Annotated in this window: 28 protein-coding genes; 12 read left to right on the top strand and 16 right to left on the bottom strand. The window is 61.4% G+C overall.

What is annotated here, in order from left to right; all coding sequences use genetic code 11:
- The first annotated feature begins 435 nt into the window (after window positions 1-435).
- From EJD88_RS12180 to cysG, 6 genes are read left to right on the top strand one after another with little or no spacing between them, the layout of a single operon-like run.
- Complete coding sequence (locus EJD88_RS12180) at window positions 436-2,844, top strand: DNA translocase FtsK (protein WP_099587003.1); 2,409 nt, start codon at window positions 436-438, stop codon at window positions 2,842-2,844.
- 54 nt (window positions 2,845-2,898) lie between these two features.
- Window positions 2,899-3,522, top strand: coding sequence for an outer membrane lipoprotein chaperone LolA (lolA, locus tag EJD88_RS12175; protein ID WP_112195892.1), 624 nt, complete (start codon window positions 2,899-2,901; stop codon window positions 3,520-3,522).
- Window positions 3,523-3,545: 23 nt separating this feature from the next.
- Window positions 3,546-4,871 carry a replication-associated recombination protein A gene (locus EJD88_RS12170; protein ID WP_099587001.1) on the top strand — a complete coding sequence of 442 codons (1,326 nt, stop codon included), beginning with the start codon at window positions 3,546-3,548 and terminating at the stop codon, window positions 4,869-4,871.
- The gene (gene crcB / locus EJD88_RS12165; protein WP_112195888.1) at window positions 4,868-5,242 is read left to right on the top strand and encodes a fluoride efflux transporter CrcB; all 375 of its coding nucleotides are present in this window, start codon (window positions 4,868-4,870) and stop codon (window positions 5,240-5,242) included. Before EJD88_RS12170 ends, crcB begins: the two co-directional genes overlap by 4 nt.
- Before the next feature lie 16 nt (window positions 5,243-5,258).
- Window positions 5,259-6,539, top strand: a complete 1,281-nt coding sequence (gene serS, locus EJD88_RS12160; protein WP_122306968.1) for a serine--tRNA ligase — start codon at window positions 5,259-5,261, stop codon at window positions 6,537-6,539.
- Complete coding sequence (cysG, locus tag EJD88_RS12155; RefSeq protein WP_112195886.1) at window positions 6,540-7,934, top strand: siroheme synthase CysG; 1,395 nt, start codon at window positions 6,540-6,542, stop codon at window positions 7,932-7,934. It begins immediately after the preceding gene.
- Window positions 7,935-8,039: 105 nt separating this feature from the next.
- Here cysG and EJD88_RS12150 read toward each other — a convergent pair whose 3' ends face one another.
- The 6 genes from EJD88_RS12150 to tusD form a co-directional block, all read right to left on the bottom strand.
- On the bottom strand, window positions 8,040-9,035 hold the full coding sequence (locus EJD88_RS12150; RefSeq protein ID WP_158878065.1) for a glutathione S-transferase family protein: 996 nt from the start codon (window positions 9,033-9,035) through the stop codon (window positions 8,040-8,042).
- An 88-nt stretch (window positions 9,036-9,123) separates the two neighbouring features.
- Complete coding sequence (locus EJD88_RS12145; RefSeq protein ID WP_158878064.1) at window positions 9,124-10,125, bottom strand: glycosyl transferase family protein; 1,002 nt, start codon at window positions 10,123-10,125, stop codon at window positions 9,124-9,126.
- Window positions 10,122-10,457, bottom strand: coding sequence for a TusE/DsrC/DsvC family sulfur relay protein (locus tag EJD88_RS12140; protein WP_099586995.1), 336 nt, complete (start codon window positions 10,455-10,457; stop codon window positions 10,122-10,124). Before EJD88_RS12140 ends, EJD88_RS12145 begins: the two co-directional genes overlap by 4 nt.
- Window positions 10,454-10,732: a sulfurtransferase complex subunit TusB gene (tusB, locus tag EJD88_RS12135; protein WP_158878063.1), complete on the bottom strand. Its 279-nt coding sequence runs from the start codon at window positions 10,730-10,732 to the stop codon at window positions 10,454-10,456. Before tusB ends, EJD88_RS12140 begins: the two co-directional genes overlap by 4 nt.
- A complete protein-coding gene (gene tusC, locus EJD88_RS12130; protein WP_112195878.1) occupies window positions 10,732-11,082 on the bottom strand; it encodes a sulfurtransferase complex subunit TusC in 351 nt (116 codons plus the stop codon). Before tusC ends, tusB begins: the two co-directional genes overlap by 1 nt.
- Window position 11,083: 1 nt before the next feature.
- Entirely contained in the window at window positions 11,084-11,476 is a 393-nt protein-coding gene (gene tusD / locus EJD88_RS12125; RefSeq protein ID WP_158878062.1) for a sulfurtransferase complex subunit TusD, read from the bottom strand.
- Window positions 11,477-11,635: 159 nt separating this feature from the next.
- Here tusD and EJD88_RS12120 point away from each other — a divergent pair, with 159 nt between their 5' ends.
- Complete coding sequence (locus EJD88_RS12120; RefSeq protein WP_158878061.1) at window positions 11,636-12,799, top strand: CaiB/BaiF CoA-transferase family protein; 1,164 nt, start codon at window positions 11,636-11,638, stop codon at window positions 12,797-12,799.
- 84 nt (window positions 12,800-12,883) lie between these two features.
- Here EJD88_RS12120 and EJD88_RS12115 read toward each other — a convergent pair whose 3' ends face one another.
- Both EJD88_RS12115 and EJD88_RS12110 read right to left on the bottom strand, forming a co-directional pair.
- On the bottom strand, window positions 12,884-13,378 hold the full coding sequence (locus EJD88_RS12115) for a SprT family zinc-dependent metalloprotease (protein WP_032890037.1): 495 nt from the start codon (window positions 13,376-13,378) through the stop codon (window positions 12,884-12,886).
- 128 nt (window positions 13,379-13,506) lie between these two features.
- The gene (locus EJD88_RS12110; RefSeq protein ID WP_032889661.1) at window positions 13,507-14,109 is read right to left on the bottom strand and encodes a Yip1 family protein; all 603 of its coding nucleotides are present in this window, start codon (window positions 14,107-14,109) and stop codon (window positions 13,507-13,509) included.
- A gap of 264 nt (window positions 14,110-14,373) precedes the next feature.
- Between EJD88_RS12110 and ttcA the strand changes: the two genes are divergently transcribed.
- Both ttcA and EJD88_RS12100 read left to right on the top strand, forming a co-directional pair.
- Complete coding sequence (ttcA, locus tag EJD88_RS12105) at window positions 14,374-15,198, top strand: tRNA 2-thiocytidine(32) synthetase TtcA (RefSeq protein ID WP_099586991.1); 825 nt, start codon at window positions 14,374-14,376, stop codon at window positions 15,196-15,198.
- A gap of 68 nt (window positions 15,199-15,266) precedes the next feature.
- On the top strand, window positions 15,267-15,938 hold the full coding sequence (locus EJD88_RS12100) for a DNA-3-methyladenine glycosylase I (RefSeq protein WP_099586990.1): 672 nt from the start codon (window positions 15,267-15,269) through the stop codon (window positions 15,936-15,938).
- A 38-nt stretch (window positions 15,939-15,976) separates the two neighbouring features.
- On the opposite strand, the gene EJD88_RS12095 is transcribed toward EJD88_RS12100, so the two are convergent.
- From EJD88_RS12095 to arsC, 3 genes are read right to left on the bottom strand one after another with little or no spacing between them, the layout of a single operon-like run.
- Window positions 15,977-16,390, bottom strand: a complete 414-nt coding sequence (locus EJD88_RS12095; protein ID WP_158878060.1) for a DUF2069 domain-containing protein — start codon at window positions 16,388-16,390, stop codon at window positions 15,977-15,979.
- Window positions 16,374-16,988, bottom strand: coding sequence for an NAD(P)H:quinone oxidoreductase (gene wrbA / locus EJD88_RS12090; protein ID WP_099586989.1), 615 nt, complete (start codon window positions 16,986-16,988; stop codon window positions 16,374-16,376). Before wrbA ends, EJD88_RS12095 begins: the two co-directional genes overlap by 17 nt.
- Entirely contained in the window at window positions 16,985-17,338 is a 354-nt protein-coding gene (gene arsC / locus EJD88_RS12085) for an arsenate reductase (glutaredoxin) (protein WP_099586988.1), read from the bottom strand. The genes wrbA and arsC overlap by 4 nt, the downstream gene beginning before the upstream one ends.
- A gap of 115 nt (window positions 17,339-17,453) precedes the next feature.
- Here arsC and EJD88_RS12080 point away from each other — a divergent pair, with 115 nt between their 5' ends.
- The gene (locus tag EJD88_RS12080; RefSeq protein WP_158878059.1) at window positions 17,454-17,915 is read left to right on the top strand and encodes a TlpA disulfide reductase family protein; all 462 of its coding nucleotides are present in this window, start codon (window positions 17,454-17,456) and stop codon (window positions 17,913-17,915) included.
- 77 nt (window positions 17,916-17,992) lie between these two features.
- Here EJD88_RS12080 and EJD88_RS12075 read toward each other — a convergent pair whose 3' ends face one another.
- The 4 genes from EJD88_RS12075 to EJD88_RS12060 all read right to left on the bottom strand — a co-directional run bounded on the left by EJD88_RS12075 (window position 17,993) and on the right by EJD88_RS12060 (window position 22,698).
- Window positions 17,993-18,397: an META domain-containing protein gene (locus EJD88_RS12075; protein ID WP_158878058.1), complete on the bottom strand. Its 405-nt coding sequence runs from the start codon at window positions 18,395-18,397 to the stop codon at window positions 17,993-17,995.
- A complete protein-coding gene (locus EJD88_RS12070; RefSeq protein ID WP_158878057.1) occupies window positions 18,394-18,834 on the bottom strand; it encodes a hypothetical protein in 441 nt (146 codons plus the stop codon). The genes EJD88_RS12075 and EJD88_RS12070 overlap by 4 nt, the downstream gene beginning before the upstream one ends.
- A gap of 71 nt (window positions 18,835-18,905) precedes the next feature.
- Window positions 18,906-19,895 (bottom strand): 2-hydroxyacid dehydrogenase, encoded by a 990-nt coding sequence (locus tag EJD88_RS12065; protein ID WP_158878056.1) that lies wholly within the window; start codon window positions 19,893-19,895, stop codon window positions 18,906-18,908.
- 49 nt (window positions 19,896-19,944) lie between these two features.
- Window positions 19,945-22,698 carry a response regulator gene (locus tag EJD88_RS12060; RefSeq protein ID WP_158878055.1) on the bottom strand — a complete coding sequence of 918 codons (2,754 nt, stop codon included), beginning with the start codon at window positions 22,696-22,698 and terminating at the stop codon, window positions 19,945-19,947.
- 205 nt (window positions 22,699-22,903) lie between these two features.
- On the opposite strand from EJD88_RS12060, the gene EJD88_RS12055 reads away from it, so the two are divergent.
- Window positions 22,904-23,632, top strand: a complete 729-nt coding sequence (locus tag EJD88_RS12055) for a response regulator transcription factor (protein ID WP_099586982.1) — start codon at window positions 22,904-22,906, stop codon at window positions 23,630-23,632.
- The gene (locus EJD88_RS12050) at window positions 23,616-24,989 is read left to right on the top strand and encodes a sensor histidine kinase (protein ID WP_099586981.1); all 1,374 of its coding nucleotides are present in this window, start codon (window positions 23,616-23,618) and stop codon (window positions 24,987-24,989) included. Before EJD88_RS12055 ends, EJD88_RS12050 begins: the two co-directional genes overlap by 17 nt.
- Here the strand turns inward: EJD88_RS12050 and EJD88_RS12045 are convergent.
- Window positions 24,986-25,507, bottom strand: coding sequence for a DUF2062 domain-containing protein (locus tag EJD88_RS12045; protein ID WP_112195857.1), 522 nt, complete (start codon window positions 25,505-25,507; stop codon window positions 24,986-24,988). The two genes, EJD88_RS12050 and EJD88_RS12045, sit on opposite strands and share 4 nt — an antisense overlap.
- Window positions 25,508-25,574 lie beyond the last annotated feature (67 nt).

The following is a 25,574-nucleotide window of genomic DNA, read 5'->3' as shown; positions in this document are numbered from 1 at the left end:
ATTATTGTCGACGCAGCGCCATCGGGCCAGCTTGAATCCGCCATTGCTGCGTATTAGCGTGAGCGGGTGTTTCTGCAACTCTATGCCGGGGGTGTGGTCGTATTCGGGGCCGGCCCATGCAGGCCAATTGCCAAGCTTGCCTGGATTGGTAAAAACAGCTCATAAGCCTTTGTCAGCAAAGACAATGCATGCTCAAATTGCACATGTTGTGACACACAATTGGCTATGCTGGCTGAAGAAAGCCAAGTGGCGTGGCATCAGGCACACAAACCCGTACAATGCGGCCATTGTGGCGTTATCGTCATTTCATTGCGCAATCGCCCGACCTTAAACGTAGATTCAACGACGTTCGTTTATTTTTCAGCTGCTCGGATTGGGCAGTAGTTGCAGTCATTCAACAGATGGACGCGCTAAAGGCGCAGGAAAAGACCCGTTTTGAAGAAATCCGCCGCAACACCTAAAGCAGCAGTCGTGCCGGCTTGGCGCCAGCACCTGCACTATCGACTCAAGGAAGGTGCGCTGATCGCTATCGGCGCGCTGTGTCTGTTCCTGATGATGGCCTTGCTCACCTATGGCAAGGACGATCCGGGCTGGAGCCACAACAGCAAGATCGACGACGTGCAGAACTTCGGTGGCCCGGTGGGTTCCTACAGCGCCGATATCCTGTTCATGGTGCTGGGTTACTTCGCTTACATCTTCCCGTTGCTGCTGGCGATCAAGACCTGGCAGATCTTCCGCCAGCGTCACGAGCCGTGGCAATGGAGTGGCTGGCTGTTCTCCTGGCGCCTGATCGGCCTGGTGTTCCTGGTGCTCTCCGGCGCGGCGCTGGCCCATATTCATTTCCACGCGCCTACCGGTTTGCCGGCGGGCGCGGGCGGGGCGCTGGGCGAAAGCCTTGGCGACCTGGCACGCAAGACCCTGAATATCCAGGGCAGCACTCTGATGTTCATTGCGCTGTTCCTGTTCGGCCTCACGGTATTCACCGACCTCTCGTGGTTCAAGGTGATGGATGTGACGGGCAAGATCACCCTCGACCTGCTCGAATTGTTCCAAGGCGCCGCCAACCGTTGGTGGTCCGCCCGTGTCGATCGCAAGCGCATGGTGGCCCAGTTGCGCGAGGTGGATACCCGCATCAATGAGGTCGTGGCCCCGAGCACACCGGACCGCCGCGAACAGGCCAAGGTCAAGGAGCGCCTTATCGAGCGCGAACAGGCCCTGAGCAAGCACATGTCCGACCGCGAGAAGCAGGTGCCACCGGTGATTGCGCCGGCGCCGCCCAAGGCTCCCGAGCCAAGCCATCGCGTGCAGAAAGAGAAACAGGCGCCGTTGTTCATCGACAGCGCCGTGGAAGGCACCTTGCCGCCGATCTCGATTCTCGACCCGGCCGAAAAGAAACAACTCAACTATTCACCGGAATCCCTGGCGGCCGTCGGCCACCTGCTGGAAATCAAGCTCAAGGAATTCGGTGTCGAAGTCTCGGTGGACTCGATCCACCCAGGCCCGGTAATTACCCGTTACGAAATCCAGCCGGCCGCCGGTGTAAAAGTCAGCCGCATTTCCAACCTGGCCAAGGACTTGGCCCGCTCCCTGGCCGTGACCAGCGTGCGCGTGGTGGAGGTGATCCCCGGCAAGACCACCGTGGGTATCGAGATTCCCAACGAAGACCGCCAGATCGTGCGTTTCTCCGAAGTGCTGTCGACGCCGGAATACGACAATTTCAAATCGCCGGTCACCCTGGCCCTGGGCCATGACATCGGCGGCAAGCCGGTCATCACTGACCTGGCGAAAATGCCTCACCTGCTGGTGGCCGGTACCACCGGTTCCGGTAAGTCGGTGGGGGTGAACGCGATGATCCTGTCGATCCTGTTCAAGTCCGGCCCGGAAGACGCCAAGCTGATCATGATCGACCCGAAGATGCTCGAACTGTCGATCTACGAAGGCATTCCGCACCTGCTGTGCCCGGTGGTCACCGACATGAAGGACGCCGCCAACGCCCTGCGCTGGAGCGTTGCCGAGATGGAGCGCCGCTACAAGCTGATGGCGAAGATGGGCGTGCGTAACCTGTCGGGCTTCAACGCGAAGGTCAAGGAAGCCCAGGACGCCGGCACGCCGCTGACCGATCCGCTGTACAAGCGCGAAAGCATCCACGACGAAGCACCGCTGCTGAGCAAGCTGCCGACCATCGTGGTGGTGGTCGACGAATTTGCCGACATGATGATGATCGTCGGCAAGAAGGTTGAAGAGCTGATCGCCCGTATCGCCCAGAAAGCGCGAGCGGCCGGTATCCATTTGATCCTTGCTACCCAGCGGCCGTCGGTGGACGTGATCACCGGCCTGATCAAGGCCAACATCCCGACGCGCATGGCGTTCCAGGTGTCGAGCAAGATCGACTCGCGGACCATCATCGACCAGGGCGGCGCCGAACAACTGTTGGGCCACGGTGACATGCTCTACATGCCGCCGGGCACCAGCCTGCCGATCCGTGTGCACGGCGCTTTCGTGTCCGACGATGAAGTGCACCGCGTGGTGGAAGCCTGGAAGCTGCGCGGCGCGCCTGAATACAACGATGACATCCTTGCCGGCGTTGAAGAAGCTGGCAGCGGTTTCGACGGTGGCAGCAGCGGTGGCGACGATGATGCCGAGACCGACGCGCTGTACGACGAAGCCGTGGCATTTGTGCTGGAAAGCCGCCGGGCCTCGATTTCTGCGGTACAGCGCAAGCTGAAGATCGGCTACAACCGCGCCGCCCGCATGATCGAAGCCATGGAAAACGCCGGCGTCGTCACCGCAATGAACACCAACGGCTCGCGTGAAATCATTGCCCCTGGGCAGATGCGCGACTGACTCCGTGCCGCGTGGCAGCACGCGGCGCGCCCTGACTACTCAATGAGGACTCCCATGCGCTTTATCCGCATGCTGTTGTTGCCGGCACTGGCCCTGACCGCTGTTTCGGCTCACGCTGACCCGGCCTCCGTCGCCAGCCTGAAGAACCTGTTGGACAAATCCCAGACCCTGACCGCACGCTTTTCCCAGCTGACCCTGGATGCCGGCGGTACTCGCTTGCAGGAAACGGCAGGGGAAATGGCCGTGCAGCGCCCAGGGCTGTTCTACTGGCACACCGAAGGCAAGGCCGAGCAGACCATCGTCTCGGACGGCCAGAAAGTTACGCTGTGGGACCCGGACCTGGAGCAGGCGACCATCAAGAAGCTCGACCCACGCCTGAACCAGACGCCGGCGCTGTTGCTGTCGGGCGACGTGTCGAAGATCAACGACAGCTTCGATATCACCTCCAAGCAAACCAGCAACGTGATCGAATTCACCCTCAAGCCCAAATCCAAGGACACGCTGTTTGACACGCTGTCCCTGTCGTTCGGCAATGGCGTGATCAACAACATGCGCCTGATCGACAGCGTCGGCCAGCGCACCGATATCCTGTTCTCCGGGGTCAAGGCCAACCAGCCGGTGCCGGCTTCCAAGTTCAAGTTCGACATCCCCAAGGGTGCCGACGTAATCCAGGAATAAACCAGAGGTTTCAAACGCTGCCCATGGACCTGTTTCGAAGTGACCCGATTGCCCAACCCTTGGCCGCACGCTTGCGTTCGACCAACCTGGATGAGTACGTCGGTCAGGAACACCTGCTCGCTCGCGGCAAGCCATTGCGCGAAGCCCTGGAGCAGGGCGCGCTGCACTCGATGATTTTCTGGGGGCCACCGGGCGTGGGTAAAACCACCCTGGCGCGGCTGCTGGCGAAAGTCTCGGATGCACACTTCGAAACGGTGTCTGCGGTGCTGGCCGGGGTCAAGGAAATCCGCCAGGCGGTGGACGTTGCCAAGCAGCAGGCCGGGCAATACGGCAAGCGCACCATCCTGTTTGTCGACGAAGTGCATCGCTTCAACAAGTCGCAGCAGGATGCCTTCCTGCCCTACGTCGAAGACGGCACGCTGATCTTTATTGGCGCCACCACCGAAAACCCCTCGTTCGAACTGAACAACGCGTTGCTGTCGCGGGCTCGCGTGTATGTGCTCAAGAGCCTCGACGAGGCGGCGATGCAAAAGCTGCTGCACCGCGCCTTGAGTGAAGACAAGGGCCTGGGCAAGCGCCAGCTGAGTGTCAGCGAAGAAGGCTTCAAGATTCTGCTCACCGCTGCCGATGGCGACGGTCGCCGTTTTCTCAACCTGCTGGAGAACGCATCCGACCTAGCCGAAGACGGCAGCGAGATTGGCGTCGACCTGCTGCAAAGCCTGCTCGGCGACACGCGCCGGCGCTTCGACAAGGGCGGCGAAGCTTTCTACGACCAGATCTCGGCGCTGCACAAATCCGTGCGCGGCTCCAATCCGGACGGCGCGTTGTACTGGTTTGCGCGCATGATCGACGGCGGTTGCGATCCGTTGTACCTGGCGCGCCGCGTGGTACGCATGGCCAGCGAGGACATCGGTAACGCCGATCCCCGTGCCCTGAGCCTGTGTCTGGCCGCGTGGGACGTGCAGGAGCGCCTCGGCAGCCCGGAAGGCGAGTTGGCGGTGGCCCAGGCCATCACCTACCTGGCCTGCGCGCCGAAAAGCAACGCGGTGTACATGGGCTTCAAGTCGGCGCTGCGTGCCGCGGCCGAATACGGCTCCCTCGAAGTGCCGTTGCACTTGCGCAATGCGCCGACCAAATTGATGAAACAGCTCGGCTACGGCGACGAATATCGCTATGCCCACGATGAGCCGGATGCCTATGCCGCCGGTGAAGACTACTTCCCCGATGAGCTTGAGCCGTTGCCGCTCTACCAGCCGGTGCCCCGTGGCCTTGAGCTGAAGATCGGCGAGAAGCTCAATCATCTGGCCGCACTCGATCGTTTAAGTCCCAGACAGCGGAGAAAATCATGATTCCCTTGGTGGTCGCCGTCTCGGCGGGTGGTATCGCGGGTACACTGCTGCGCTTTGCGACGGCTAATTGGATCAGCGCGAATTGGCCCAAGCACTTCTATACCGCGACGCTGGCCGTTAATATCGTGGGCTGCCTGTTGATCGGCGTTTTATACGGCCTGTTCCTGGTGCGTCCCGAAGTACCGATTGAGGTGCGCGCCGGGCTGATGGTTGGCTTTCTTGGCGGCCTGACGACCTTTTCATCCTTTTCACTGGATACCGTACGCCTGCTGGAAAGCGGGCAAATGCCGCTGGCGATTGGCTACGCTGCCATCAGTGTATTCGGCGGGCTGCTCGCGACCTGGGCTGGCCTGTCCTTGACCAAACTTTGATAAACGAGAGACCGACATGCTCGATTCCAAACTGTTACGTAGCAACCTTCAGGACGTAGCGGACCGCCTGGCATCCCGTGGCTTTGCCTTGGATGTTGCGCGCATCGAAGCGCTGGAAGAACAGCGCAAGACCGTCCAGACCCGCACCGAAGCACTGCAGGCTGAGCGTAATGCGCGTTCCAAATCCATCGGTCAGGCCAAGCAGCGCGGCGAAGACATCGCGCCGCTGATGGCGGACGTCGAGCGCATGGGCACCGAGCTGTCCGACGGCAAGGTCGAGCTGGAGGGCATTCAGTCCGAGCTGGATTCGATCCTGCTGGGCATCCCCAACATTCCGCATGAATCTGTGCCAGTGGGTGAAGACGAAGACGGCAACGTCGAAGTCCGCCGCTGGGGCACGCCCAAAGCCTTTGACTTCGAGATCAAGGACCACGTTGCCCTGGGCGAATTGACCGGTGGCCTGGATTTCGAAACCGCCGCCAAGATGTCCGGCGCGCGCTTTGCGTTGCTGCGCGGACCGATCGCGCGCATGCACCGTGCCCTGGCGCAGTTCATGATCAACCTGCACACCGGCGAGCACGGCTACGAAGAGGCCTACACCCCTTATCTGGTGCAAGGTCCGGCGCTGATGGGTACCAGCCAGTTGCCGAAGTTCGAAGAAGACCTGTTCAAGATCAGCCGCGAGGGTGAGGCCGACCTGTACCTGATCCCGACCGCCGAAGTGTCGCTGACCAATATCGTCGCTGGCGAGATCCTCGACGCCAAGCAACTGCCACTCAAGTTCGTGGCCCACAGCCCGTGCTTTCGCAGTGAAGCCGGCGCATCGGGGCGTGACACCCGTGGCATGATCCGCCAGCACCAGTTCGACAAGGTCGAGATGGTGCAAGTGGTCGAGCCGTCGACCTCCATGGAAGCCCTGGAAGGCCTGACCGCCAACGCCGAGCGCGTGCTGCAACTGCTGGAGCTGCCGTACCGCGTGCTGGCTCTGTGCACGGGCGACATGGGGTTCAGCGCCGTGAAGACCTACGATCTGGAAGTGTGGGTGCCGAGCCAGGACAAGTACCGCGAGATTTCGTCGTGCTCCAACTGCGGTGATTTCCAGGCCCGTCGTATGCAGGCGCGTTTCCGTAACCCGGAAACCGGCAAGCCGGAACTGGTGCACACCCTCAATGGTTCGGGCCTGGCCGTAGGCCGTACCCTGGTGGCGGTGTTGGAAAACTACCAGCAGGCTGACGGTTCGATCCGTGTACCTGAAGTGCTCAAGCCGTACATGGCCGGCGTTGAGGTCATCGGCTAAATGGAATTTCTGCCGCTGTTTCATAACCTGCGCGGCAGCCGTGTATTGGTCGTTGGTGGCGGGGAAATTGCCTTGCGCAAGTCCCGGCTGCTGGCCGACGCCGGCGCAGTGCTGCGGGTGGTTGCTCCTCAGATCGAAGACCAGTTGCGTGAATTGGTGCTGGGCAGTGGCGGGGAACTGAACGTGCGTGGTTATCAGGAGCCCGACCTTGATGGTTGCACCCTGATCATCGCCGCGACGGACGACGAGCCACTCAATGCGCAAGTATCCAGTGATGCCAAGCGTCGCTGTGTACCGGTCAACGTGGTGGACGCGCCGGCCTTGTGCAGCGTGATCTTCCCGGCGATTGTCGACCGCTCGCCGTTGGTGATTGCGGTGTCCAGCGGCGGCGATGCGCCGGTGCTGGCACGCTTGATCCGCGCCAAGCTGGAAACCTGGATTCCATCGACTTATGGTCAATTGGCCGGGTTGGCGGCGCGTTTTCGTGCCCAGGTCAAAGGTTTGTACCCGGATGTGCAGCAACGTCGGGCGTTCTGGGAAGAAGTGTTCCAGGGCCCGATTGCCGACCGTCAGTTGGCCGGGCAGGGCGATGAGGCTGAGCGTTTATTGATTGAAAAGGTCAACGGTGCACCGCCGTACGCGCCGGGTGAGGTTTACCTGGTGGGCGCAGGCCCAGGCGATCCTGACCTGTTGACCTTCCGTGCGCTGCGTCTGATGCAGCAAGCCGATGTGGTGCTGTACGACCGCCTGGTCGCCCCGGCGATTCTTGAGCTGTGCCGTCGTGATGCCGAGCGGGTGTATGTCGGTAAGCGTCGCGCCGACCATGCCGTGCCGCAGGACCAGATCAACCAGCAATTGGTGGATCTGGCCAAGCAAGGCAAGCGCGTGCTGCGCCTCAAGGGTGGCGATCCGTTCATCTTTGGGCGTGGTGGCGAAGAAATCGAGGAATTGGCGGCCCATGGCATCCCGTTCCAGGTGGTGCCAGGGATTACAGCGGCCAGTGGCTGCGCGGCGTATGCCGGGATTCCGCTGACCCATCGCGATTACGCGCAATCGGTGCGCTTTATCACCGGGCACCTGAAAAACGGTACGTCGGATCTGCCCTGGCAGGATCTGGTGGGGCCGTCGCAGACGCTGGTGTTCTACATGGGCCTGATTGGCTTGCCGATCATCTGCGAGCAACTGATCAAGCACGGTCGCGCCGCTGATACACCGGCAGCGTTGATCCAGCAGGGCACCACCTCGAACCAGCGTGTGTTCACCGGTACCCTGGCCGACTTGCCACGCATGGTGGCGGAGCATGAAGTGCATGCGCCGACGCTGGTGATCGTCGGTGAGGTGGTGGTATTGCGCGAGAAGCTGAAGTGGTTTGAAGGCGCCCAGTCTCAGGTGTGAGCCCTGAAAGCATCGGGGGCAAGTCCCCTCCCACATTAAAATGCATTCCAAATGTGGGAGGGGGCTTGCCCCCGATGAGTCCCTCAGACACAACCATCTCGTGGATCAGCTCAAAACCCCTGAACCATTCAAGCGCCGACGATCATGCTCGGCATCAAACCTCTGCAACGGCCCTTTCGGCACAATCCCCGTCGGATTGATCGTCCGATGGCTCGCATAGTAGTGCCCCTTGATGTGCTCGAAATCCACCGTCTCGGCCACCCCCGGCCACTGATAGAACTCCCGCAGCCAGTTCGACAGGTTTGGATAATCCGCAATCCGCCGCAGATTGCATTTGAAGTGGCTGTAGTACACCGCATCAAAACGAATCAGCGTGGTAAACAGCCGCACGTCTGCCTCGGTCAGGTATTCACCGGCCAGGTAGCGATGGTCGCTCAGGTGCTGCTCCAGGTCATCCAGTTCGGCAAACACATCATCAAACGCGCTTGCATACGCCTGCTGCGACGTGGCAAAGCCTGCGCGGTACACGCCGTTGTTCACGGCCGGGTAAATGCGTTCGTTCAGCGCGTCGATGGTTGTGCGCAGTGACTCGGGATAGAAGTCCAGGGTGTTGCCCGTCAACCCGTTGAACGCGCTGTTGAACATGCGGATGATCTCCGCCGACTCATTGCTGACGATGCGTTGGAGCTGCTTGTCCCACAACACCGGCACGGTGACGCGGCCGGTGTAGTCGGCCGTATCGGCGGTGTAGCGCTGGTGCATGAATTCAAAATTATCCAGCGCGTCGCCAGTGGAGCCGTGGGCCTTATCGAAGGTCCAGCCGTTTTCCAGCATCAGCCAGCTGACCACGGACACATCGATGAGGCTTTCGAGGCCTTTGAGCTTGCGCAGGATAAGGGTGCGGTGAGCCCATGGGCAGGCCAGGGACACATAGAGGTGATACCGACCGGCCTCGGCCTTGAAGCCGCCATCGCCGCTCGGGCCAGGCTGGCCGTCGGCGGTCACCCAGTGACGGCGCTGCGCCTGTTCGCGTTGGAAAGCGCCGTCTGCGCTACTTTCGTACCACTGGTCTTTCCAGTGTCCTTCGATCAGCAAACCCATGATTGGCTCCTTGGCTAATAAGCGTTGGAGCCCAGTCTAAAGGGATGAGTTCGAACTAAAAGCGCAAAGACTGCGGGTGAATGATCGATTAAATCGATTTATCCCGCGCAGCCCAGTACTGCCGGGCCAATTCGAACGCCTGCTCCCGTGGGTGGCCCAGGCCGCGCAAGGCCAGGGCCATGGTGGCGATCAGCGCCAGTTGTGGGTAGCTGTCCTCCACATCACCGCGCCATAGCGCTTTCAAATGCTCTGTCTCCAGCGTTGCCGGTTTGACATGGCGCTGGGCGGAGAGGGCGGGCCATTCTTCATCCCAGCTCTCGCCGCCGGTAGTGCCGTACAGGTGGCTGATCGTGTCGGGGTTGATCTCGATCTCGCCGCCGTCGCCTTTCACCACAATCACGTTATCGCCAAGCAGGCCGCTGGCGTCGCGGTGTACGCCCTGATAGCCCGGATGGAAAATGCTTTGCAGGCCGCAACGGGCGTTCAACGGGTTGAGCAGCCGCGCCAGGGAGTGGATCGGCGAGCGCAGGCCCAGGGTGTTGCGCAAATCGATCATGCGTTGCAACTGCGGTGCCCAGTCGCCCAGCGGGATGAACGCCAGATTGCCCTGGTCAAACGCCGCGCCGACCTGTTGCCAGTTGCGGCACAGGGGAATTTGCAGGGTTTGCAGCAATTGTTCGGTGTACAACCGGCCCGCCGTATGGGCGCCGCCACCGTGCATCAGGATGCGCACGCCGTTCTCTGCCAGGCATTTGGCTGCCAGCAGAAACCACGGCAGGTGGCGTTTCTTGCCGGCGTAGGTGGGCCAGTCGACATCCACGTTCAGTGCCGGGGCATCCAGGCGTTCGCGCACGGCTTCGGTGAAGCCAGCAAGTTCTTCCGCGCTTTCTTCCTTGTGCCGCAGCAGCATCAGGAAGGCGCCCAGTTGGGTGTCTTCGACTTTTTCGTCGAGCAGCATGCCCATGGCTTCACGGGCTTCTTCGCGGGTGAGGTTACGCGCGCCGCGCTTGCCTTTGCCCAGGATGCGCACGAATGGTGCAAACGGGTGCTCGGCAGGGGTTTCCAAGGTCAGCGGGATAAAGTCGGTCATAAGCAATTCGTCGGCCTGGGCAGGCCCGCCAGCTTGGCGGCGAGTTTGGCGGGAGTGCCGTTGAACAGTTGGTTGAGGTGCAGGCTGTTGCCCTTCTCCGGGCCAAGTTTCAGGGCGGTGTATTTGATCAGCGGGCGCGTGGCCGGGGACAGCTGGAATTCGGCATAAAACCCGCGCAACAGTTCGAGGATTTCCCAGTGGGCCGGCGTCAGCTCCAGGTTGTCGGCGGCGGCCAGGGCATTGGCGACTTCGGTGGACCAGTCGTCCAGATCGACCAGGTAGCCGTCCTTGTCCAGTTCGAGGCGGCGCTCGCCTACGGTCAGGGTGTTCATAGCCAGGTGTTGACCTTGTCGTAGTCGATCGACAGTTGCACGAAACCGGGATAGTCCACGCTGTCAGCCCAGTCCGGTAGTGGCAGATTGCGCGCCTGCATGTCTTCGGCCAGCACAAACACCTTCACGCCTTTGGTTTGCAGGGCGGGCGTGTGCAGGCCGTAGGCGCCGTCACCACACAGCAGGATTGCGTCCCCGGCGCCACAGATGCGCAGGCAGCTGTCGAGGCGGCTGTCGGTAAACGGGGAATGAGACACCACATGTAGAGTCGACATCAGAGGGTAATCACCTGGTCGTAACGGTCAATCAGTTGGGAAATGGCTTGGCTGTCCAGCGACTGCGCGTTGGCGGGTGGTGGGAGCCCGCGTGCGGACAGGCTGTGGTCGCAGGCGAACACGTCATCAATGCCGAACAGGCCCAGGGCCTGCAGATTGGCACTCAGGTCTTTCTGTTGCACGGCTTTGGCGGCTTGGCACGGCGCCAGTTGGAACACACCGTCATCCATGAACAGCAAGCCGATGGGCAGATCAAACGCGCCGCCGGCCAGCACGATATCCAGCGCTTCCCGCGCGCTCGGCCCGGACCACGGCGCCTGGCGACTGATCACCAATAGGGATCTGGACATTTCACGGCCCTCCAAAACAGATCAGGCGGTCGGCACCCTGGATCGCATCATGCAATTGCCCAAGGCCTGACAGCGCCCACGGTGCATCCAGGTTGACCGCGCTGCGTTGATAGCGCGTGGCTTCTTCGCTGTTGAGCACGCCACGGCGCAGGGCAGCGGCGATGCACACCACGCCGTCCAGCTGATGAGTGCTGACAAACTCACGCCATTGGCGGGCGATGTCTTGCTCATCCTGGGGCGCGACAACGTTATTGGACGCGCTGTACACGCCATCCTGATAAAAAAACAACCGCACAATCTCATGCCCGCCGGCCAGCGCGGCCTGTGCGAACAGCAGGGCGCGGCGCGAGGAGGGCGCATGGGCGGCGGAATACAGGGCAATCGCGAACTTCATGGAACACTCGGCAAGCAAACGTGGGCCAATGATAAAGCCGCCGCCGCGAAAAAGCCCGCCGTGATCAAAACGGTCACTGTCGGTGATTGTTCTGACGATTGCCGGTAGGCGTAAGGCTGCCTAGTCTGTGAGCATTCGAAGCGAAAGTGGAGCCCCCAAATGTCAGGTCCCTTGGCGTCCCTCAAAGTGCTGGATTTTTCCACCTTGCTACCTGGCCCGTTTGCTTCGTTGATGCTGGCGGACATGGGGGCCGAGGTGCTGCGTATCGAATCGCCCACGCGCATGGACCTGCTGCGCGTGCTGCCGCCCCATGACCAAGGCACCTCGGCGAGCCACGCCTACCTCAATCGCAATAAACGCAGCCTGGCTCTGGACCTCAAGCAGGCCGAGGCCCTGGACATCGTAAGGGCGCTGGTCAAGAACTACGACATCGTGCTCGAACAGTTTCGCCCCGGCGTGATGGAGCGCCTGGGCCTGGGGTATGAGGCCTTGAAAGCGCTCAACCCCCGGCTGATTTATGTGTCGATCACCGGGTATGGCCAGACCGGCCCGTATAAGGATCGCGCCGGCCACGATATCAACTACCTGGCACTGGCGGGCGTGGCCAGCTACACCGGGCGCCAGGACAGCGGGCCGCTGCCGTTGGGCGTGCAGTTGGCGGATGTGGGCGGCGGCTCGTTGCATGCCGTGGTGGGTTTGCTCGCAGCGGTCATCGCTCGCCAGCAGACGGGTGTCGGTCAATACTTGGATGTGAGCATGACCGACTGCTCATTCAGCCTGAACGCGATGGCTGGCGCCGGTTACCTGGCCTGCGGCGTGCAGCCGGAAAGGGAAACCCATGTGCTCAATGGCGGCAGTTTCTATGACTATTACCGCTCGCGTGATGGGCGCTGGATGTCGGTGGGCAGCCTGGAGCCGGCGTTTATGCAGCGACTCTGCGCGGCGTTCGGGCGGCCGGAGCTGGCGGCACTGGGCCTCGATCCTGCGCTCAAGCGGGCGCTGCAAGTGGAATTCGAAAAGCGCAGCTTTGATGAACTGTGCGAGTTATTTGCCGGTGTGGATGCGTGTGTAGAGCCAGTGTTGAGCCTGAGCGAGGCCGTTGAACACCCGCAGTTGAAGGCGCGGGCGTTGGTCAGCCAGGTGCCGAGGGGCGATGGTTCGACCCAGGCGCAACTGGCTTGCCCGCTGAAGTTTTCCGAGGGGTTGCCGGCGCCGAGACATATTGGTGTGGCGGTGGGGGTGCACAGTGATGAGGTGTTGGCGGAGTTGGGCCTCAGCGCTCAGCGAATAGCGGAACTGCGGCGGGCCAAGGTGGTTGGGTGACTGACCCGGCGCTATCGGGGGCGGCCCCCTCCCACATTAAAATGCATTCCAAATGTGGGAGGGGGCTTGCCCCCGATTTGGCCCTCACTCCACGCGGGTTTCCCCGGTAAACACCAGGGTCTGCCGACACCGCCGACACAAATACCGCCGTCCCTGAGCCACCATGCCATGACGCTGCGACGAAAACGGGAAGTCGCTATCGGCACACGGGCAGCGGTAGATATAGCGGGTTACCTGGCGACGCTGCACGGCATAGGTGTGGCAGCGGTCTGGCGGCAGTTCGTAGACCCCGCGCATGATTAACTGCCATTCCTCGCCATGGGGCTGGATGCGCTCACCGAACAATTGATGGGCGATCAGGTGCGCCACTTCATGGGCCACGGTCTGCTTGAGGAAATGTTGACTGTTTTCTCGGTACAACTGTGGGTTGAAGCGCAGCAGGTTCTCGTGCAAATGCGCGACACCGGCTTTCTGGCCCCGCAGCTTGAGGCTGACCTGGGGGCGCTTGAAGCTTCGTTTGAAAAAGGATTCGGCTTGCAGGAAACAATCTTCGACGCGGGTATTGAGTTGCTCGGGCATGCTGTACCTATCTCCAGAGAGGCCCAGTATGCCGCAAAGCCGGGTGTTTCCGAATCTGTCAGGTGCCGAATGGTCATGCATAACGCACAAAGCCACCTTGCGGTGGCCTTGCCTGAGGGGTTGTGAGGTCAGTTGGTGTAGATCGGGCCAACACCCAGGCCCCAGACGATAACGGTAAACGCCATGATCGCCACCAGGACCACCAGGCCTACAGCCAGTACCGAGCTGGAAAACAGGAAGCCCTCGTCCGGGTCGATGTTCATGAACGTCGGCAGGCCTACATACAGCAAGTACACCGTGTAGCAGATTGCCGCCGTGCCCACGACCATGCCCAGCCACATATGTGGGTAAAGCGCCGCCAGCCCGCCGATAAACAGGGGTGTGGCGGTGTAGGTCGCAAAAGCCACGCAGCGCGCCATGCTGGGGTTGGCGTCGTAGGTACGGGCCATCCAGTGAATGAACGCGCCCATCACCGCCACGCCGCCGAGCATGGCGGCATAGGACATGATGGTCATCCACAACGCACTTTCCTGGGTCAGCATCACCGGCGCCCGGTTACCGATGACCCAGCCCACCTGGGTGGTGCCGATAAACGCTGATATCGCAGGGATCGCCGCGAGAATCAGGGTGTGAGTGAGGTACATGTGGCCGATGCTTTCTTCTTTATCGCCACGGATTTCCCGCCATTCCTGGTCGGGATGGGTAAAAAGCCCCACGACGTGATGGATCATGCCAGTCACTCCTGTCGTTATTGCCATCGCCCCCCATCGGAGCGCCCACGGGCCAATTGGCCTGAAAGGTCTGGATATAGATGTGCGACCTCACGTCGCAGTATAGGAAGGGATGACCTGAATAACTGTAGGGGCTTTAGAGCAAATCGCACTCTAAACGGTGGGCCTAATCGCAGATTGGAATGCTGGCCCACATTGAATGTGGGGACTCGACATCGGTAAGATACCCGGCTTTTCGTCACACCAGCAGCGGATCCAAGCGCCATGGGCACTCTTACGGTCAACCAGAACAAACTGCAAAAACGCCTGCGTCGCCTGGCCGGTGAAGCGGTCGCCGATTTCAACATGATCGAGGACGGCGACAAGGTCATGGTCTGTCTCTCCGGCGGCAAAGACAGTTACACCCTGCTTGACGTGCTGCTGCACCTGCAAAAGGTCGCGCCAATCAAGTTCGAGATCGTCGCCGTCAACATGGACCAGAAACAACCAGGCTTCCCGGAGCACGTGCTGCCGGCCTACCTGAAAGCCCTGGGCGTCGAGTACCACATCGTCGAAAAAGACACCTACTCGGTGGTCAAGGAGTTGATTCCGGAAGGCAAGACCACCTGCTCGCTGTGCTCGCGCCTGCGCCGTGGCACGCTCTACACCTTTGCCGATGAAATCGGTGCGACCAAGATGGCCCTGGGGCACCACCGCGACGACATCGTCGAAACCTTCTTTCTCAACATGTTTTTCAATGGCTCCCTCAAGGCCATGCCGCCCAAGCTGCGCGCCGATGACGGGCGCAACGTAGTCATCCGCCCGCTGGCGTATTGCAACGAGAAGGACATCCAGGCCTACTCCGACTTCAAGCAATTCCCGATCATCCCGTGCAACCTGTGCGGCTCCCAGGAAAACCTGCAGCGCCAGGTGGTCAAGGAGATGCTGGTGGAGTGGGAACGCAAGACGCCGGGGCGCACCGAAAGTATTTTCCGCAGCTTGCAGAACGTACAGCCATCACAATTGGCCGACCGCAACCTGTTTGACTTCACCAGCCTGAAAATCGACGAGACGGCCGCCTCGCGCTTCGTCAACGTAGTGAACCTCTGACGCAACTCAACGCTCTGAAAGACGGCGCTTACGGGCGCCGTTTTCATTTTCAATCCCCAGGAGAGGGCATGCGCGATTACAAGTGGCTGCACGAATATTGTCTGAACCGCTTTGGTTCAGCGGCTCAACTGGAAGCCCACCTGCCGGTGCCCAAGACGCCGGCGCAATTGCGCAAGATCAGTGATGACCGTTATCTGTCGACCCTGGCGCTGCGAGTGTTTCGCGCCGGTTTAAAGCACAGCGTGGTGGACGCCAAATGGCCGGCGTTCGAACAGGTGTTCTTCGGCTTCGACCCGGAAAAAGTCGTACTGATGGGCGCCGAGCACCTGGAACGCCTGATGCAGGACACGCGGATCATCCGTCACCTGGGCAAGCTCAAGAGCGTGCCGCGCAACGCGCAGATGATGCTGGACATCGAGCTAGAAAAAGGCAGCTTCGGCGCGTTTATCGCCGACTGGCCGGTCACCGACATCGTCGGGCTCTGGAAGTACCTGAGCAAGCACGGCCACCAGTTGGGCGGGCTGTCGGCGCCGCGCTTCTTGCGGATGGTGGGTAAGGATACGTTTGTGCCGAGTGATGACGTGGTGGCAGCATTGAATGCGCAGAAAATCGTCGACAAGGCGCCGACCAGCCTGCGCGATCTGGCGACGGTGCAGGGCGCGTTCAACCAGTGGCATGCCGAAAGTGGGCGACCTATGTGCCAGTTGTCGATGATGCTGGCCTACACCGTCAACCACTGAGCCGACGCCATAAGTAACCCCCCCGTAGCGCTCGACAGCTACGGGTGATTGGCTGCCAACCGCCGATCCAACTGATGCCGCCACCGCACATACAACAGCGCCGTGCAAAACACCGCCAGACTCGTCAGCATCTCCAGCACACCGAACCACTGGCGGTTCGGGTCGTACGCCGCCAGCGCGCCCTTGATGAAATACAGGTTCACCGCAAAGCACATCCACGAATGCCCCCGCGCACTGCCGCTGATCATGCCCGGCGCCAGCAACAGCAGCGGCGCCAGCTCGATCAGCAGGATCACCCACGGGCGTGCGCCGTGCAGGTCGGCGATGAACAGGTAATACCCGCACAGCAAGCCCACCAGGGCAAAAAATGCCAGCAGGCTCAATGCGCGTGCCGCCTTTACACGCGGCTCCAGCCACGCCTGGGGCGGCAGGACTTTAGGCTTTTTGGCCACGGCCATTCTCCAGCAGCGTGGCGGTGGTAGCCAGGCGCAAGCCCAATGCCCGGCACAGGGCGATTTCGTGTTGATCGAGCATGCGCTTGCCGTCCGGCCCGGCATGGTGGCTGGCGCCATACGGCGTGCCGCCGCCCTGGGTGTCGAGCAATGCCTGTTCGCTGTAGGGCAGGCCGGTGATCAACATGCCGTGGTGCAACAGCGGCAGCAGCATCGACATCAGCGTGGTTTCCTGGCCGCCGTGCAGGCTGGCGGTGGAGGTGAACACGCCAGCAGGCTTGCCGACCAGAGCGCCGGTGAGCCACAGGTTGCTAGTCCCATCAATAAAATACTTGAGCGGCGCGGCCATGTTGCCGAAGCGCGTCGGGCTGCCCAGGGCCAGGCCTGAGCAGTTTTTCAAATCATCGAGGCTGGCGTACAACGCACCTTCGTCCGGAATGCTCGGCGCCACGGCTTCGCATTCGGTGGAGATTGCCGGCACGGTGCGCAAACGCGCTTCCATACCGCCTTGCTCGATACCCCGGGCAATTTGCCGGGCCATTTCGCTGACCGAGCCGTTGCGGCTGTAATACAGCACCAGCACATACGGTGTGGTCACGGCAGAATCTCCAGTACGTTTTCTGGTGGGCGGCCAATGATGGCTTTGTCGGCGGTTTCCAGGATCGGGCGTTCCATCAGCTTGGGGTGTTCGGCGATGGCCGCGATCAGTTGGGTTTCGCTGAGGGTGGCGTCGGCCAGGTTGAGACTTTTGTATTCGTCTTCGCCGGTGCGCAGCAACTGACGGGCGCTGAGGCCCAGTTTGGCCAGCAAGGCCTTGATTTGCGCCGCGTCCAGCGGGGTTTCCAGGTAGCGCACCACGGTTGGGGCAAGGCCGCGGGCTTCAAGCAGTTCGAGCGCACCGCGGGATTTCGAGCAGCGCGGGTTGTGATAAAGCGTCAGATCGGTCATGTGCGGGTCGCATCTTGCGTAAGGTGGCGGGTATTCTACCCGCGCTGCGGCCCGTCCTTAAACCGTAAGAGGCGATAGGTCGCAGCCAACGTTCATTTTTGCGAAGGATTACCCCATGACACGTCGACTGATCGGTGCATTGGCGATCATTACAACCTTGCTGCTCAGCGGCTGCGGCAATGACTATGGTGTTGACCAGTATGGCCAGAAAGTCGCGGCCGAGCGCCTCGACAAGCAATGGCTGGTGGTCAACTACTGGGCAGAATGGTGTGGCCCTTGCCGCACGGAAATCCCTGAGCTCAATGCCTTGGCCGAGCAGCTCAAAGCACAGAACGTCGGGGTGTTCGGGGTCAATTTCGATAACGTGCAGGGGGAGGAACTGAAAGCCGCCAGCGACAAGCTGGGCATCAAGTTCACCGTGCTGGCACAGAATCCGGACGGGATCTTCGACATTCCGCGCAGCGAGGCCCTGCCGGTGACTTACATCATCGATGACAAGGGCAAGGTGCGTGAGCAGTTGATGGGCGAGCAGACCGCGGAAGGCGTACTGGCCAAACTCAAGTCCTTGCGCGGTTAAAGCAGCAACTCCAAACAAATGTGGGATCGGGCTTGCCCCGCCCACATTTGGAACGCTGCCAAGTCACAGAGTCGGGATCAGCCCTCTTCGGGCCACAGGCGAATAGGCTTGCCCTTGGCCGGCCAGAAGCGCGTCTGCTCGATCGGCGAGATATCCCAGCGCTGTACGCCTTGCAGAGCCTGGAAGAAGCGGTGTTCCTGCTCCATCAGGGCCTCGGCGCAGAGCTTGCGGGTGCTGCCGAGCTTGCCGAAGCTGAGCTTGTCGCCCTCGACGGTGTATGGCGCAAACCAGTGGTTGCAACCGCCATTGCCGTAGGCGCGACCATCGGCGCCGAGGGTGACGGTCAGGTGGGCGTAGTCCATCAACGGCCGCTCACCAATCCACTCCACCACGTAACTGTGATCCTGCTTGAGCTTGACCGCATCACCGGCACAGCCGCTCAGTGCCGCGCCGACGGCGGCGAGCAGAAGCAGGCCTTTCATTGCGCAGCCTTCTGGCATTTCGGGCAGCGGTGCTTGTCGCCTTCGCTGGCCCAGCCCAGTTCCTTGATGCGCGCGTTGGCGGCAGGCTGCAGCGGCTCCTTGCTCAGCTTGGTTTCCACCGCGAATTCAAACTCCAGCACGGTGTCGCAGCTGTCGCAGTTGACCTTCCAGGTGTGAATCTCCAGCTCGCCGAATTTAGGCCCTTGGGCCATGGCGACCCATTGGCCCGCCGGGCGGATGGAGTAGCGCGCATCGCCTTCGACGGTCAGGCGCATCGACAGGGTTTTACTGCCGCGCAGGGTGACGATCAGCACGTCGCCGTGCTTGATCGAACCACCGTTGCCGGTGACCTGGTAACGGCCCCGCACCAGGGCGCGGCATTCGATCAGGGTGTGTTGCGGGCTCAGCAAGCTGAAGCGGAAATCGTGTTCGGCCATGGATCCTCCAAATAGGCGCGGCATCCTATCACGGGTGCCTGCTCATCATGAGCCTGGTATGTGACCGCTGATCAACCTTCGACAAGGTTCTGCGCCCGGCCATCAGCCCATGCAGCAATGTTGGCCAGGGTGGTGCCGGCAATGGCCGCCAGGGCTTCGCGGGTGAGGAACGCCTGGTGCGCGGTGATGATCACGTTGGGGAAGGTCAGCAGGCGCGCAAGCACGTCGTCTTGCAGAGGCATATCCGAACGGTCCTCGAAAAACAGCTGGGCTTCTTCTTCGTAGACATCCAGCCCCAGATAACCGAGTTGGCCGTCCTTGAGCGCTTCGATCAATGCCGGCGTATCCACCAGACCGCCGCGACCGGTATTGATCAGCATCGCGCCGGGCTGCATCTGTGCCAGGGAACGGGCGTTGATCAAGTGTTTGCTGTCGGTGGTCAGCGGGCAGTGCAGGCTGATGATCTGCGCTTGCGCGAGCAACTCGGGCAGGCTCACGTACTGCGCGCCCAAGGCCTGGACCTGCGGATTGGGGAAGGGGTCGTAGGCGAGCAGCGTACATCCGAACCCGGCCATGATTCTGGCAAATGTCGCGCCGATCTGCCCGGTACCAACCACACCGACCGTCTTGCCCGCCAGGTCGAAACCGGTGAGGCCGTGCAAGCTGAAGTCACCATCGCGGGTGCGGTTGTAGGCGCGATGCAAGCGGCGGTTGAGGGCGAGGATCAGCGCGACAGCGTGCTCCGCGACCGCATGGGGCGAGTAGGCTGGCACGCGCACGATGCTCAGGCCCAGGCGCCTGGCGACGGCGAGGTCGACATGGTTGTATCCCGCCGAACGCAGGGCAATCAGCCGGGTACCGCCTTTGGCCAAGTGTTCCAGCACCGGGGCGCTGAGGTCGTCGTTGATAAAGGCGCAGACCACCTCGTGGTGTTCGGCTAGGGCCACGGTGTCGAGATTGAGCCGGGCAGGCTGGAATTGCAGCGCCAGGCCCGGTGGCAGCGGCTCGCCGAGGAAGCTGTCGCGGTCGTAGGTCTGGCTGCTGAAAAGAATCACGCGCATTGAAAATGCTCCCTGCTATTTATCAGTTGATCAGCGCCTTGAAATAGGGTCAGACGCTGACCCGCGCTTCACTGGCCAGCCGGGCGATGGCCATGTCCAGTTCGTCCAGGGCCGTCATGGCCTTGGCGTCGTCCTGCTTGAGCAGGGTTTCGGCACGTTGGCAGGCAGCGCGCAGTTGCGGCACGCCACAGTAGCGGGTGGCGCCGTGCAGGCGGTGGACGCGCTCGATCAGCGCCAGATTGTCCTTGGCATCGCGGGCAACGTGAATGGCCTGACGGTCTGCCTCCAGCGAGGCCAGCAGCATGGCGAGCATGTCGGCGGCCAGATCGGTTTTACCCGCAGCCAGGCGCAGGCCTTCCTCATGGTCGAGCACCGGCAGCTGCACGCCCGGGCCCAGCCCTTCGGTGACGCGCTCCGGCACTTGGTTACGCAAGGCGAGGCCGGTCCATTTCAACACCACCTGGGCCAATTGCCGTTCGCTGATGGGTTTGGTCAGGTAATCGTCCATGCCGCTTTGCAGCAAGGCGCGTTTTTCGTTGGCCATGGCGTGGGCGGTGAGGGCGACCACCGGCAAGGGCGTGCCATGGCCCTCGCTTTCCCATTGGCGTATCGCCTCGGTACTCTGGCGCCCATCCATGCCGGGCATTTGCACGTCCATCAGCACCAGATCGAAGGTGTCCTGTTTTACGGCGTCGACTGCGGCATAACCGCTTTCTACTGCACGCACCTGGGCGCCCATGTCTTCCAGCAAGGTTTGCACCAACAGCAGGTTCGCCGGGTTGTCGTCGACACACAGCACACGGGGCGCACGGCTGGACAGCGGCTCGCCCGGCTCGCTGCGCGACGGGCGCGGGCTGATCAGGTCGGACAGGGCGCGGCGCAGCTTGCGGGTGCACGCCGGCTTGGCCTGCAACTGGCTGTTGGGGTTGGGCACGGACTGGTTGAACAGCATCTGTTCGGTGGTAGGGCACAGCACCAGCACTTTGCAGCCGAGGCGTTCGAGATCCCAAAGGTGCTGGTTGAGACGCTCGGGCGGAATGTCGTTGGCGGTTACGCCGAGCACCGCCAAGTCAATGGCCTGCTCGGTCTGATGGGCGCTGGTGATGCCGTTGGTCAGGCTTTCCAGGCTATTGAACGGCGTGACTTCCAGGCCGCAGTCTTCCAGTTGATGTTGCAGGGCCTGGCGCGCCAGTTCGTGGTTTTCCAGTACCGCCACGCGGTGGCCCAGCAGTGGCGCGCAGGGCAGGTCTTCAATGTCGCCGCGGGTTTTGGGCAGGTTCAGGCTGATCCAGAACTCCGAGCCTTCACCCGGCGTGCTGTCTACACCGATTTCACCGCCCATCTGCTCGATCAGGCGCTTGGAAATCACCAGGCCCAGCCCGGTGCCGCCCGGCTGGCGTGACAGCGAATTATCGGCCTGGCTGAACGCCTGGAACAGCGCGCGCACGTCCTGGCTGGACAGGCCAATGCCGGTGTCCTGCACGCTGATGCGCAGTTGCACGCTGTCTTCCTGTTCTTCCTCAATCATCGCCCGGGCCACGATAGTGCCCTCGCGGGTGAACTTGATCGCGTTGCTGATCAGGTTGGTGAGGATCTGCTTGAGCCGCAGCGGGTCGCCCACCAGCGCCAGCGGTGTGTCGCGGTAGACCAGGCTGACCAGTTCCAACTGCTTGGCATGGGCGGCGGGAGCGAGGATGGTCAGGGTGTCTTGCAGCAAGTCCCGAAGGTTGAACGGGATGCTGTCGAGTACCAGTTTGCCGGCCTCGATCTTCGAGAAGTCGAGGATCTCATTGATGATGCCCAGCAGGTTGTCGGCGGATTTTTCGATAGTGCCCAGGTAGTCCAACTGGCGCGGCGTGAGCTCGCTTTTTTGCAGCAGGTGGGTGAAGCCGAGGATGCCGTTGAGCGGCGTGCGGATTTCATGGCTCATATTGGCCAGGAACTCGGACTTGATACGGCTGGCCTCCAGCGCCTCTTTGCGCGCCAGGTCCAGCTCGATGTTTTGGATTTCGATGGTTTCCAGGTTCTGGCGCACGTCTTCGGTGGCTTGGTCGATGCTGTGCTGCAATTCTTCCTGGGCGTTTTGCAGGGTTTCGGCCATGCGGTTGACGCCTGAGGCGAGCTGGTCGAGTTCCTGGCTGCCCAAAGCCGGCAAGCGGGTTTCCAGGTTGCCGTCCTTGAGTTGGGCCACGGCTTGCTTGATCAGGCCAATCGGCCCGTTGATCGTACGGCTGATGCGCAGCGCCAGGGCTGCGGTGCAGATCAGGCCGATGGCAATCAACAGCAGGCTGGCGAACAGGCTGCGATAGCCGCGCAGCAACATACCGTTGTGGGACAGTTCTACCTCGACCCACCCCAGCAGGCGGTCGGCTTCATCGGGGATCAGGTCGCCCGCCAGGTTGCGATGGCGGCCAAACACCGGCAGCAGGTAGCGCGTGGCGTCGTTCTCGGTGCGTTGCAGCAGGTGCGAACTGTTGCCGACCGGCGGCTGGTTGAGCATGGTCGGGCCGGCGTGGGCGAGGGGCGTGCGGTCCGGTGCGAGGAACGCCACGGTGCGCACGTCCAGTTGCTCCAGAGACTGAGTGGCAATGCGTTCCAGCAGGTCGGTGTTCTTGCTGCTCAACGCGGGAGCCACCAGCGGGGCCAGTTGCTCGGTGATCATTTCGCCGCGTTGCAGCAATTGGGCCTGCAATTCCGAGAGCTGCATCCAGGTAAAGTAGCCGCCCAACAACAAGGCCATCAGGCTGGTCGGTAATAAGCTCAGCAACAGTACGCGGCCTTTTATCCCCATTCTTCTAAGCACGCCACTCTCCTGCTACCACACTGATATCAATCTTCCGCGCCGGCGTCCGGCCCGCGCCACCTGCGCAGTGTAGCCATTTGCGCGGCCTGGAATCTTGCAAATTAATGACAGGGCGCAATCTTCGGCCTGTTTGGCGTCGTGTGGCGATTGCCTGCGCCGGGGTTATCTTGAATAATCAGTGATTGAGAATGACTTGCAGACGCTAATGAATCCCGCAGCAGTTGGCCTACCCAGTATCCTGACCATTGAAGATGACCCCGTGCTGGGCGCCTATGTCCACGAGCATCTGGGGCGCTGTGGCTTCCAGGTCACGTGGTGCCAGAACGGCCAGCAAGGGTTGGAGATGGCCCGCGAACAGGCGTTCGACGTGGTGTTGATGGATATCCTGCTGCCGGGGCTGGACGGCTTGTCGATTCTGACCCATCTGCGCCAGAGCCATTCGATCCCGGTGATCCTGATGTCAGCATTGGGCGCCGAGGCCGATCGCGTCAGCGGTTTTCGCCTGGGGGCCGATGACTATTTGCCTAAACCCTTCAGCATGGTCGAGTTGCGCGTGCGGATCGAAGCCATCCTGCGCAGGGTGGCCCTGGATCGGCGCCCGCTGGCGACACTTGCGCCGGAGCGTGGGGACGCCCGCACGCTGCGGTTCGACGACGAGCTGTGCGATGTGTTTCATCTGGAACACTCGGCTGGCCTGACCCGCAGCGAATATCGCCTGCTGGAAACCCTGCACCGCAACACTGAAGAAGTCCTCAGCAAAGCGTTCCTCTACCAGCATGTATTGCAACGTGGCTATGCGCCCCATGACCGCAGCCTCGACATGCACATCAGCCAGATCCGTCGCAAGCTCAAGGCCATCGGCTACAACGAGCGCGAAGTGCGCACGGTGTGGGGCAAGGGCTATGTGTTGAGTGGTCATGACGATGGGCTTTGACGGTGCGCTGAAACGGCTGCCGGGCAAGCATTCTTTGTTCTGGAAGCTCGCCTGCCTGTTGATTGCCTTCTGCCTGCTGATGATCTGGCTCAGTTGGTCCTGGGGCCGCTACATGGAGCAAAAGAACGCGTACCTGTCCGACGAGGCGAGGGTTACGTTGAGTGGTTATGCGGTCAGCGCCGAGCAGGCCTGGAACCGAGGCGGTCATGCGGGTGTTGATGCATGGCTGCAGGCCATGGGCAAACAGGAACGTACCTGGATCGGTGTGATCGGCAATGACTTGCAGTCGTTGAGCAGCTACCCGCTGACCGATACAGAGAGCCAGCGCCTGACCTTCCTGCGTGGCCTGGATTGGCCGGTGAGCCGCCACGTCAAGGGCTTGCCGTGGCTCAAGATCCCGTTTGCGGTTGATCCGGGCGCCGGTTCGCTGGTCATCGAACTGCCGCAGCGTTTTATGCCGGGGCGCTATCAAGTGTTCTGGCGGGTGGTGACCAACGGGGTGATCCCCGGTTTGTTTACCTTGTTGCTGTGCGTTGGCCTGTATCGGCTGTTGATCATGCCCCTCAATCAACTGCGCGAGCAGGCCAATGCCTGGCGAGCTGATCAGTTGAATACGCGGATGTCCCACGACGCCACCAGTCGTCAGGATGAACTGGGCGAGTTGGGGCGCGCGTTTGATCATATGTCCGAGCGGTTGCAGGGCACGGTGGTGTTGCAGCAGCAACTGCTGCGGGACATGTCCCATGAACTGCGTACACCGTTGAGCCGCTTGCGCGTGGCCTGTGACAGTGAGCAAGACCTAGCGCAGTTGCGCGAGCGGTTAGGCCGAGAGATCGATGCCATGCAGCGCCTGGTGGAAGACAGCCTGCAATTGGCCTGGCTGGACACGGAGCGGGCGCCGCTGCCCAAGGAAGATCTTCAGGTGCAGGCACTGTGGGACATGCTGCGGGAGAATGCATGCTTTGAAAGCGATTGGCCCGTATCGCGATTGCCTTGCCTGCTGGGGGCTGACTGTTGGGTGCGGGGCAATCTGAACGCCCTGGCCCAGGCCCTGGAAAATATCCTGCGCAACGCCATACGTCATTCGCCGGTGGATGGAGTTGTGTGCCTGGACGGGCGGCGCGATGGCGAGTACTGGCACCTGTGGCTGGAGGATCAGGGCGGGGGGATTGACGAGGGGGATCTGGAGCGCATCTTCGCGCCGTTTACACGCCTGGACGGCTCACGGCCCGGCGATGGTGGCTTCGGCCTGGGCCTGAGCATCGCGCGCAATGCCGTGCAACGCCAGGACGGCAGCCTGTGGGCAGAAAACACCGGCCAGGGCTTACGTGTGCACCTGCGTTTGCTGGCGCGTTAGGCGTTTGCCCTGCGCTGCTTGCGTTTCTTCCATTGATGCGCAACCCACCAGCGCCAGTAGCCCATGGTCAGGCAATAGGCCAATGCGCCGAGCACCATGCCCAATACTACCGAGCCCAGCAAGAAGGGTTGCCACAGCGTACTCAACTGACCGCTGATCCATTCCCAGGTCAAGTCATCGGGCAGGCTGCGCGGTGGTACGTTCATCAACCAGGCACCGGTCATGTAGGTGCAGATAAATACCACCGGCATGGTAATCGGGTTGGTCAGCCAAACCAGGCTGATGGCGATGGGCATATTGCCGCGCACGGTAATTGCCAGCACTGCGGCCAACAGCATCTGCAACGGAATCGGGATAAATGCCGCGAACAGGCCCACCGCCATCGCACGGGCCACTGAGTGCCGATTCAGGTGCCAAAGGTTCGGGTCATGCAGCAGCGTGCCAAGAAACTGTAATGACTTGTGTTCCCTGATACTGGTGGGGTCGGGCATGTACCGTTTGAATAAGCGCCGTGGCATAAGGGGTCCAGGTCAGTTCGAGGGGCAAGTATGCGCGCATTCTATAAACAGAAAATTCAGACTTTGT

The sequence above is a fragment of the Pseudomonas sp. PB105 genome (assembly GCF_009764655.1).
GTDB lineage: Bacteria > Pseudomonadota > Gammaproteobacteria > Pseudomonadales > Pseudomonadaceae > Aquipseudomonas > Aquipseudomonas cyclaminis.
Note: the sequence above shows the minus strand (reverse complement) of the source record. Positions and strands in the feature narration are given on the sequence as shown.

What these genes read in the sequence shown, in the direction of transcription:
- lolA (WP_112195892.1), top strand. Translation starts at nt 2,899, where the DNA reads ATGCGCTTTATCCGCATGCTGTTGTTGCCGGCACTGGCCCTGACCGCT.
- EJD88_RS12170 (WP_099587001.1), top strand. Translation starts at nt 3,546, where the DNA reads ATGGACCTGTTTCGAAGTGACCCGATTGCCCAACCCTTGGCCGCACGC.
- crcB (WP_112195888.1), top strand. Translation starts at nt 4,868, where the DNA reads ATGATTCCCTTGGTGGTCGCCGTCTCGGCGGGTGGTATCGCGGGTACA.
- serS (WP_122306968.1), top strand. Translation starts at nt 5,259, where the DNA reads ATGCTCGATTCCAAACTGTTACGTAGCAACCTTCAGGACGTAGCGGAC.
- cysG (WP_112195886.1), top strand. Translation starts at nt 6,540, where the DNA reads ATGGAATTTCTGCCGCTGTTTCATAACCTGCGCGGCAGCCGTGTATTG.
- EJD88_RS12150 (WP_158878065.1), bottom strand. Translation starts at nt 9,035, where the DNA reads ATGGGTTTGCTGATCGAAGGACACTGGAAAGACCAGTGGTACGAAAGT.
- EJD88_RS12145 (WP_158878064.1), bottom strand. Translation starts at nt 10,125, where the DNA reads ATGACCGACTTTATCCCGCTGACCTTGGAAACCCCTGCCGAGCACCCG.
- EJD88_RS12140 (WP_099586995.1), bottom strand. Translation starts at nt 10,457, where the DNA reads ATGAACACCCTGACCGTAGGCGAGCGCCGCCTCGAACTGGACAAGGAC.
- tusB (WP_158878063.1), bottom strand. Translation starts at nt 10,732, where the DNA reads ATGTCGACTCTACATGTGGTGTCTCATTCCCCGTTTACCGACAGCCGC.
- tusC (WP_112195878.1), bottom strand. Translation starts at nt 11,082, where the DNA reads ATGTCCAGATCCCTATTGGTGATCAGTCGCCAGGCGCCGTGGTCCGGG.
- tusD (WP_158878062.1), bottom strand. Translation starts at nt 11,476, where the DNA reads ATGAAGTTCGCGATTGCCCTGTATTCCGCCGCCCATGCGCCCTCCTCG.
- EJD88_RS12120 (WP_158878061.1), top strand. Translation starts at nt 11,636, where the DNA reads ATGTCAGGTCCCTTGGCGTCCCTCAAAGTGCTGGATTTTTCCACCTTG.
- EJD88_RS12115 (WP_032890037.1), bottom strand. Translation starts at nt 13,378, where the DNA reads ATGCCCGAGCAACTCAATACCCGCGTCGAAGATTGTTTCCTGCAAGCC.
- EJD88_RS12110 (WP_032889661.1), bottom strand. Translation starts at nt 14,109, where the DNA reads ATGATCCATCACGTCGTGGGGCTTTTTACCCATCCCGACCAGGAATGG.
- ttcA (WP_099586991.1), top strand. Translation starts at nt 14,374, where the DNA reads ATGGGCACTCTTACGGTCAACCAGAACAAACTGCAAAAACGCCTGCGT.
- EJD88_RS12100 (WP_099586990.1), top strand. Translation starts at nt 15,267, where the DNA reads ATGCGCGATTACAAGTGGCTGCACGAATATTGTCTGAACCGCTTTGGT.
- arsC (WP_099586988.1), bottom strand. Translation starts at nt 17,338, where the DNA reads ATGACCGATCTGACGCTTTATCACAACCCGCGCTGCTCGAAATCCCGC.
- EJD88_RS12080 (WP_158878059.1), top strand. Translation starts at nt 17,454, where the DNA reads ATGACACGTCGACTGATCGGTGCATTGGCGATCATTACAACCTTGCTG.
- EJD88_RS12075 (WP_158878058.1), bottom strand. Translation starts at nt 18,397, where the DNA reads ATGAAAGGCCTGCTTCTGCTCGCCGCCGTCGGCGCGGCACTGAGCGGC.
- EJD88_RS12070 (WP_158878057.1), bottom strand. Translation starts at nt 18,834, where the DNA reads ATGGCCGAACACGATTTCCGCTTCAGCTTGCTGAGCCCGCAACACACC.
- EJD88_RS12065 (WP_158878056.1), bottom strand. Translation starts at nt 19,895, where the DNA reads ATGCGCGTGATTCTTTTCAGCAGCCAGACCTACGACCGCGACAGCTTC.
- EJD88_RS12055 (WP_099586982.1), top strand. Translation starts at nt 22,904, where the DNA reads ATGAATCCCGCAGCAGTTGGCCTACCCAGTATCCTGACCATTGAAGAT.
- EJD88_RS12050 (WP_099586981.1), top strand. Translation starts at nt 23,616, where the DNA reads ATGACGATGGGCTTTGACGGTGCGCTGAAACGGCTGCCGGGCAAGCAT.
- EJD88_RS12045 (WP_112195857.1), bottom strand. Translation starts at nt 25,507, where the DNA reads ATGCCACGGCGCTTATTCAAACGGTACATGCCCGACCCCACCAGTATC.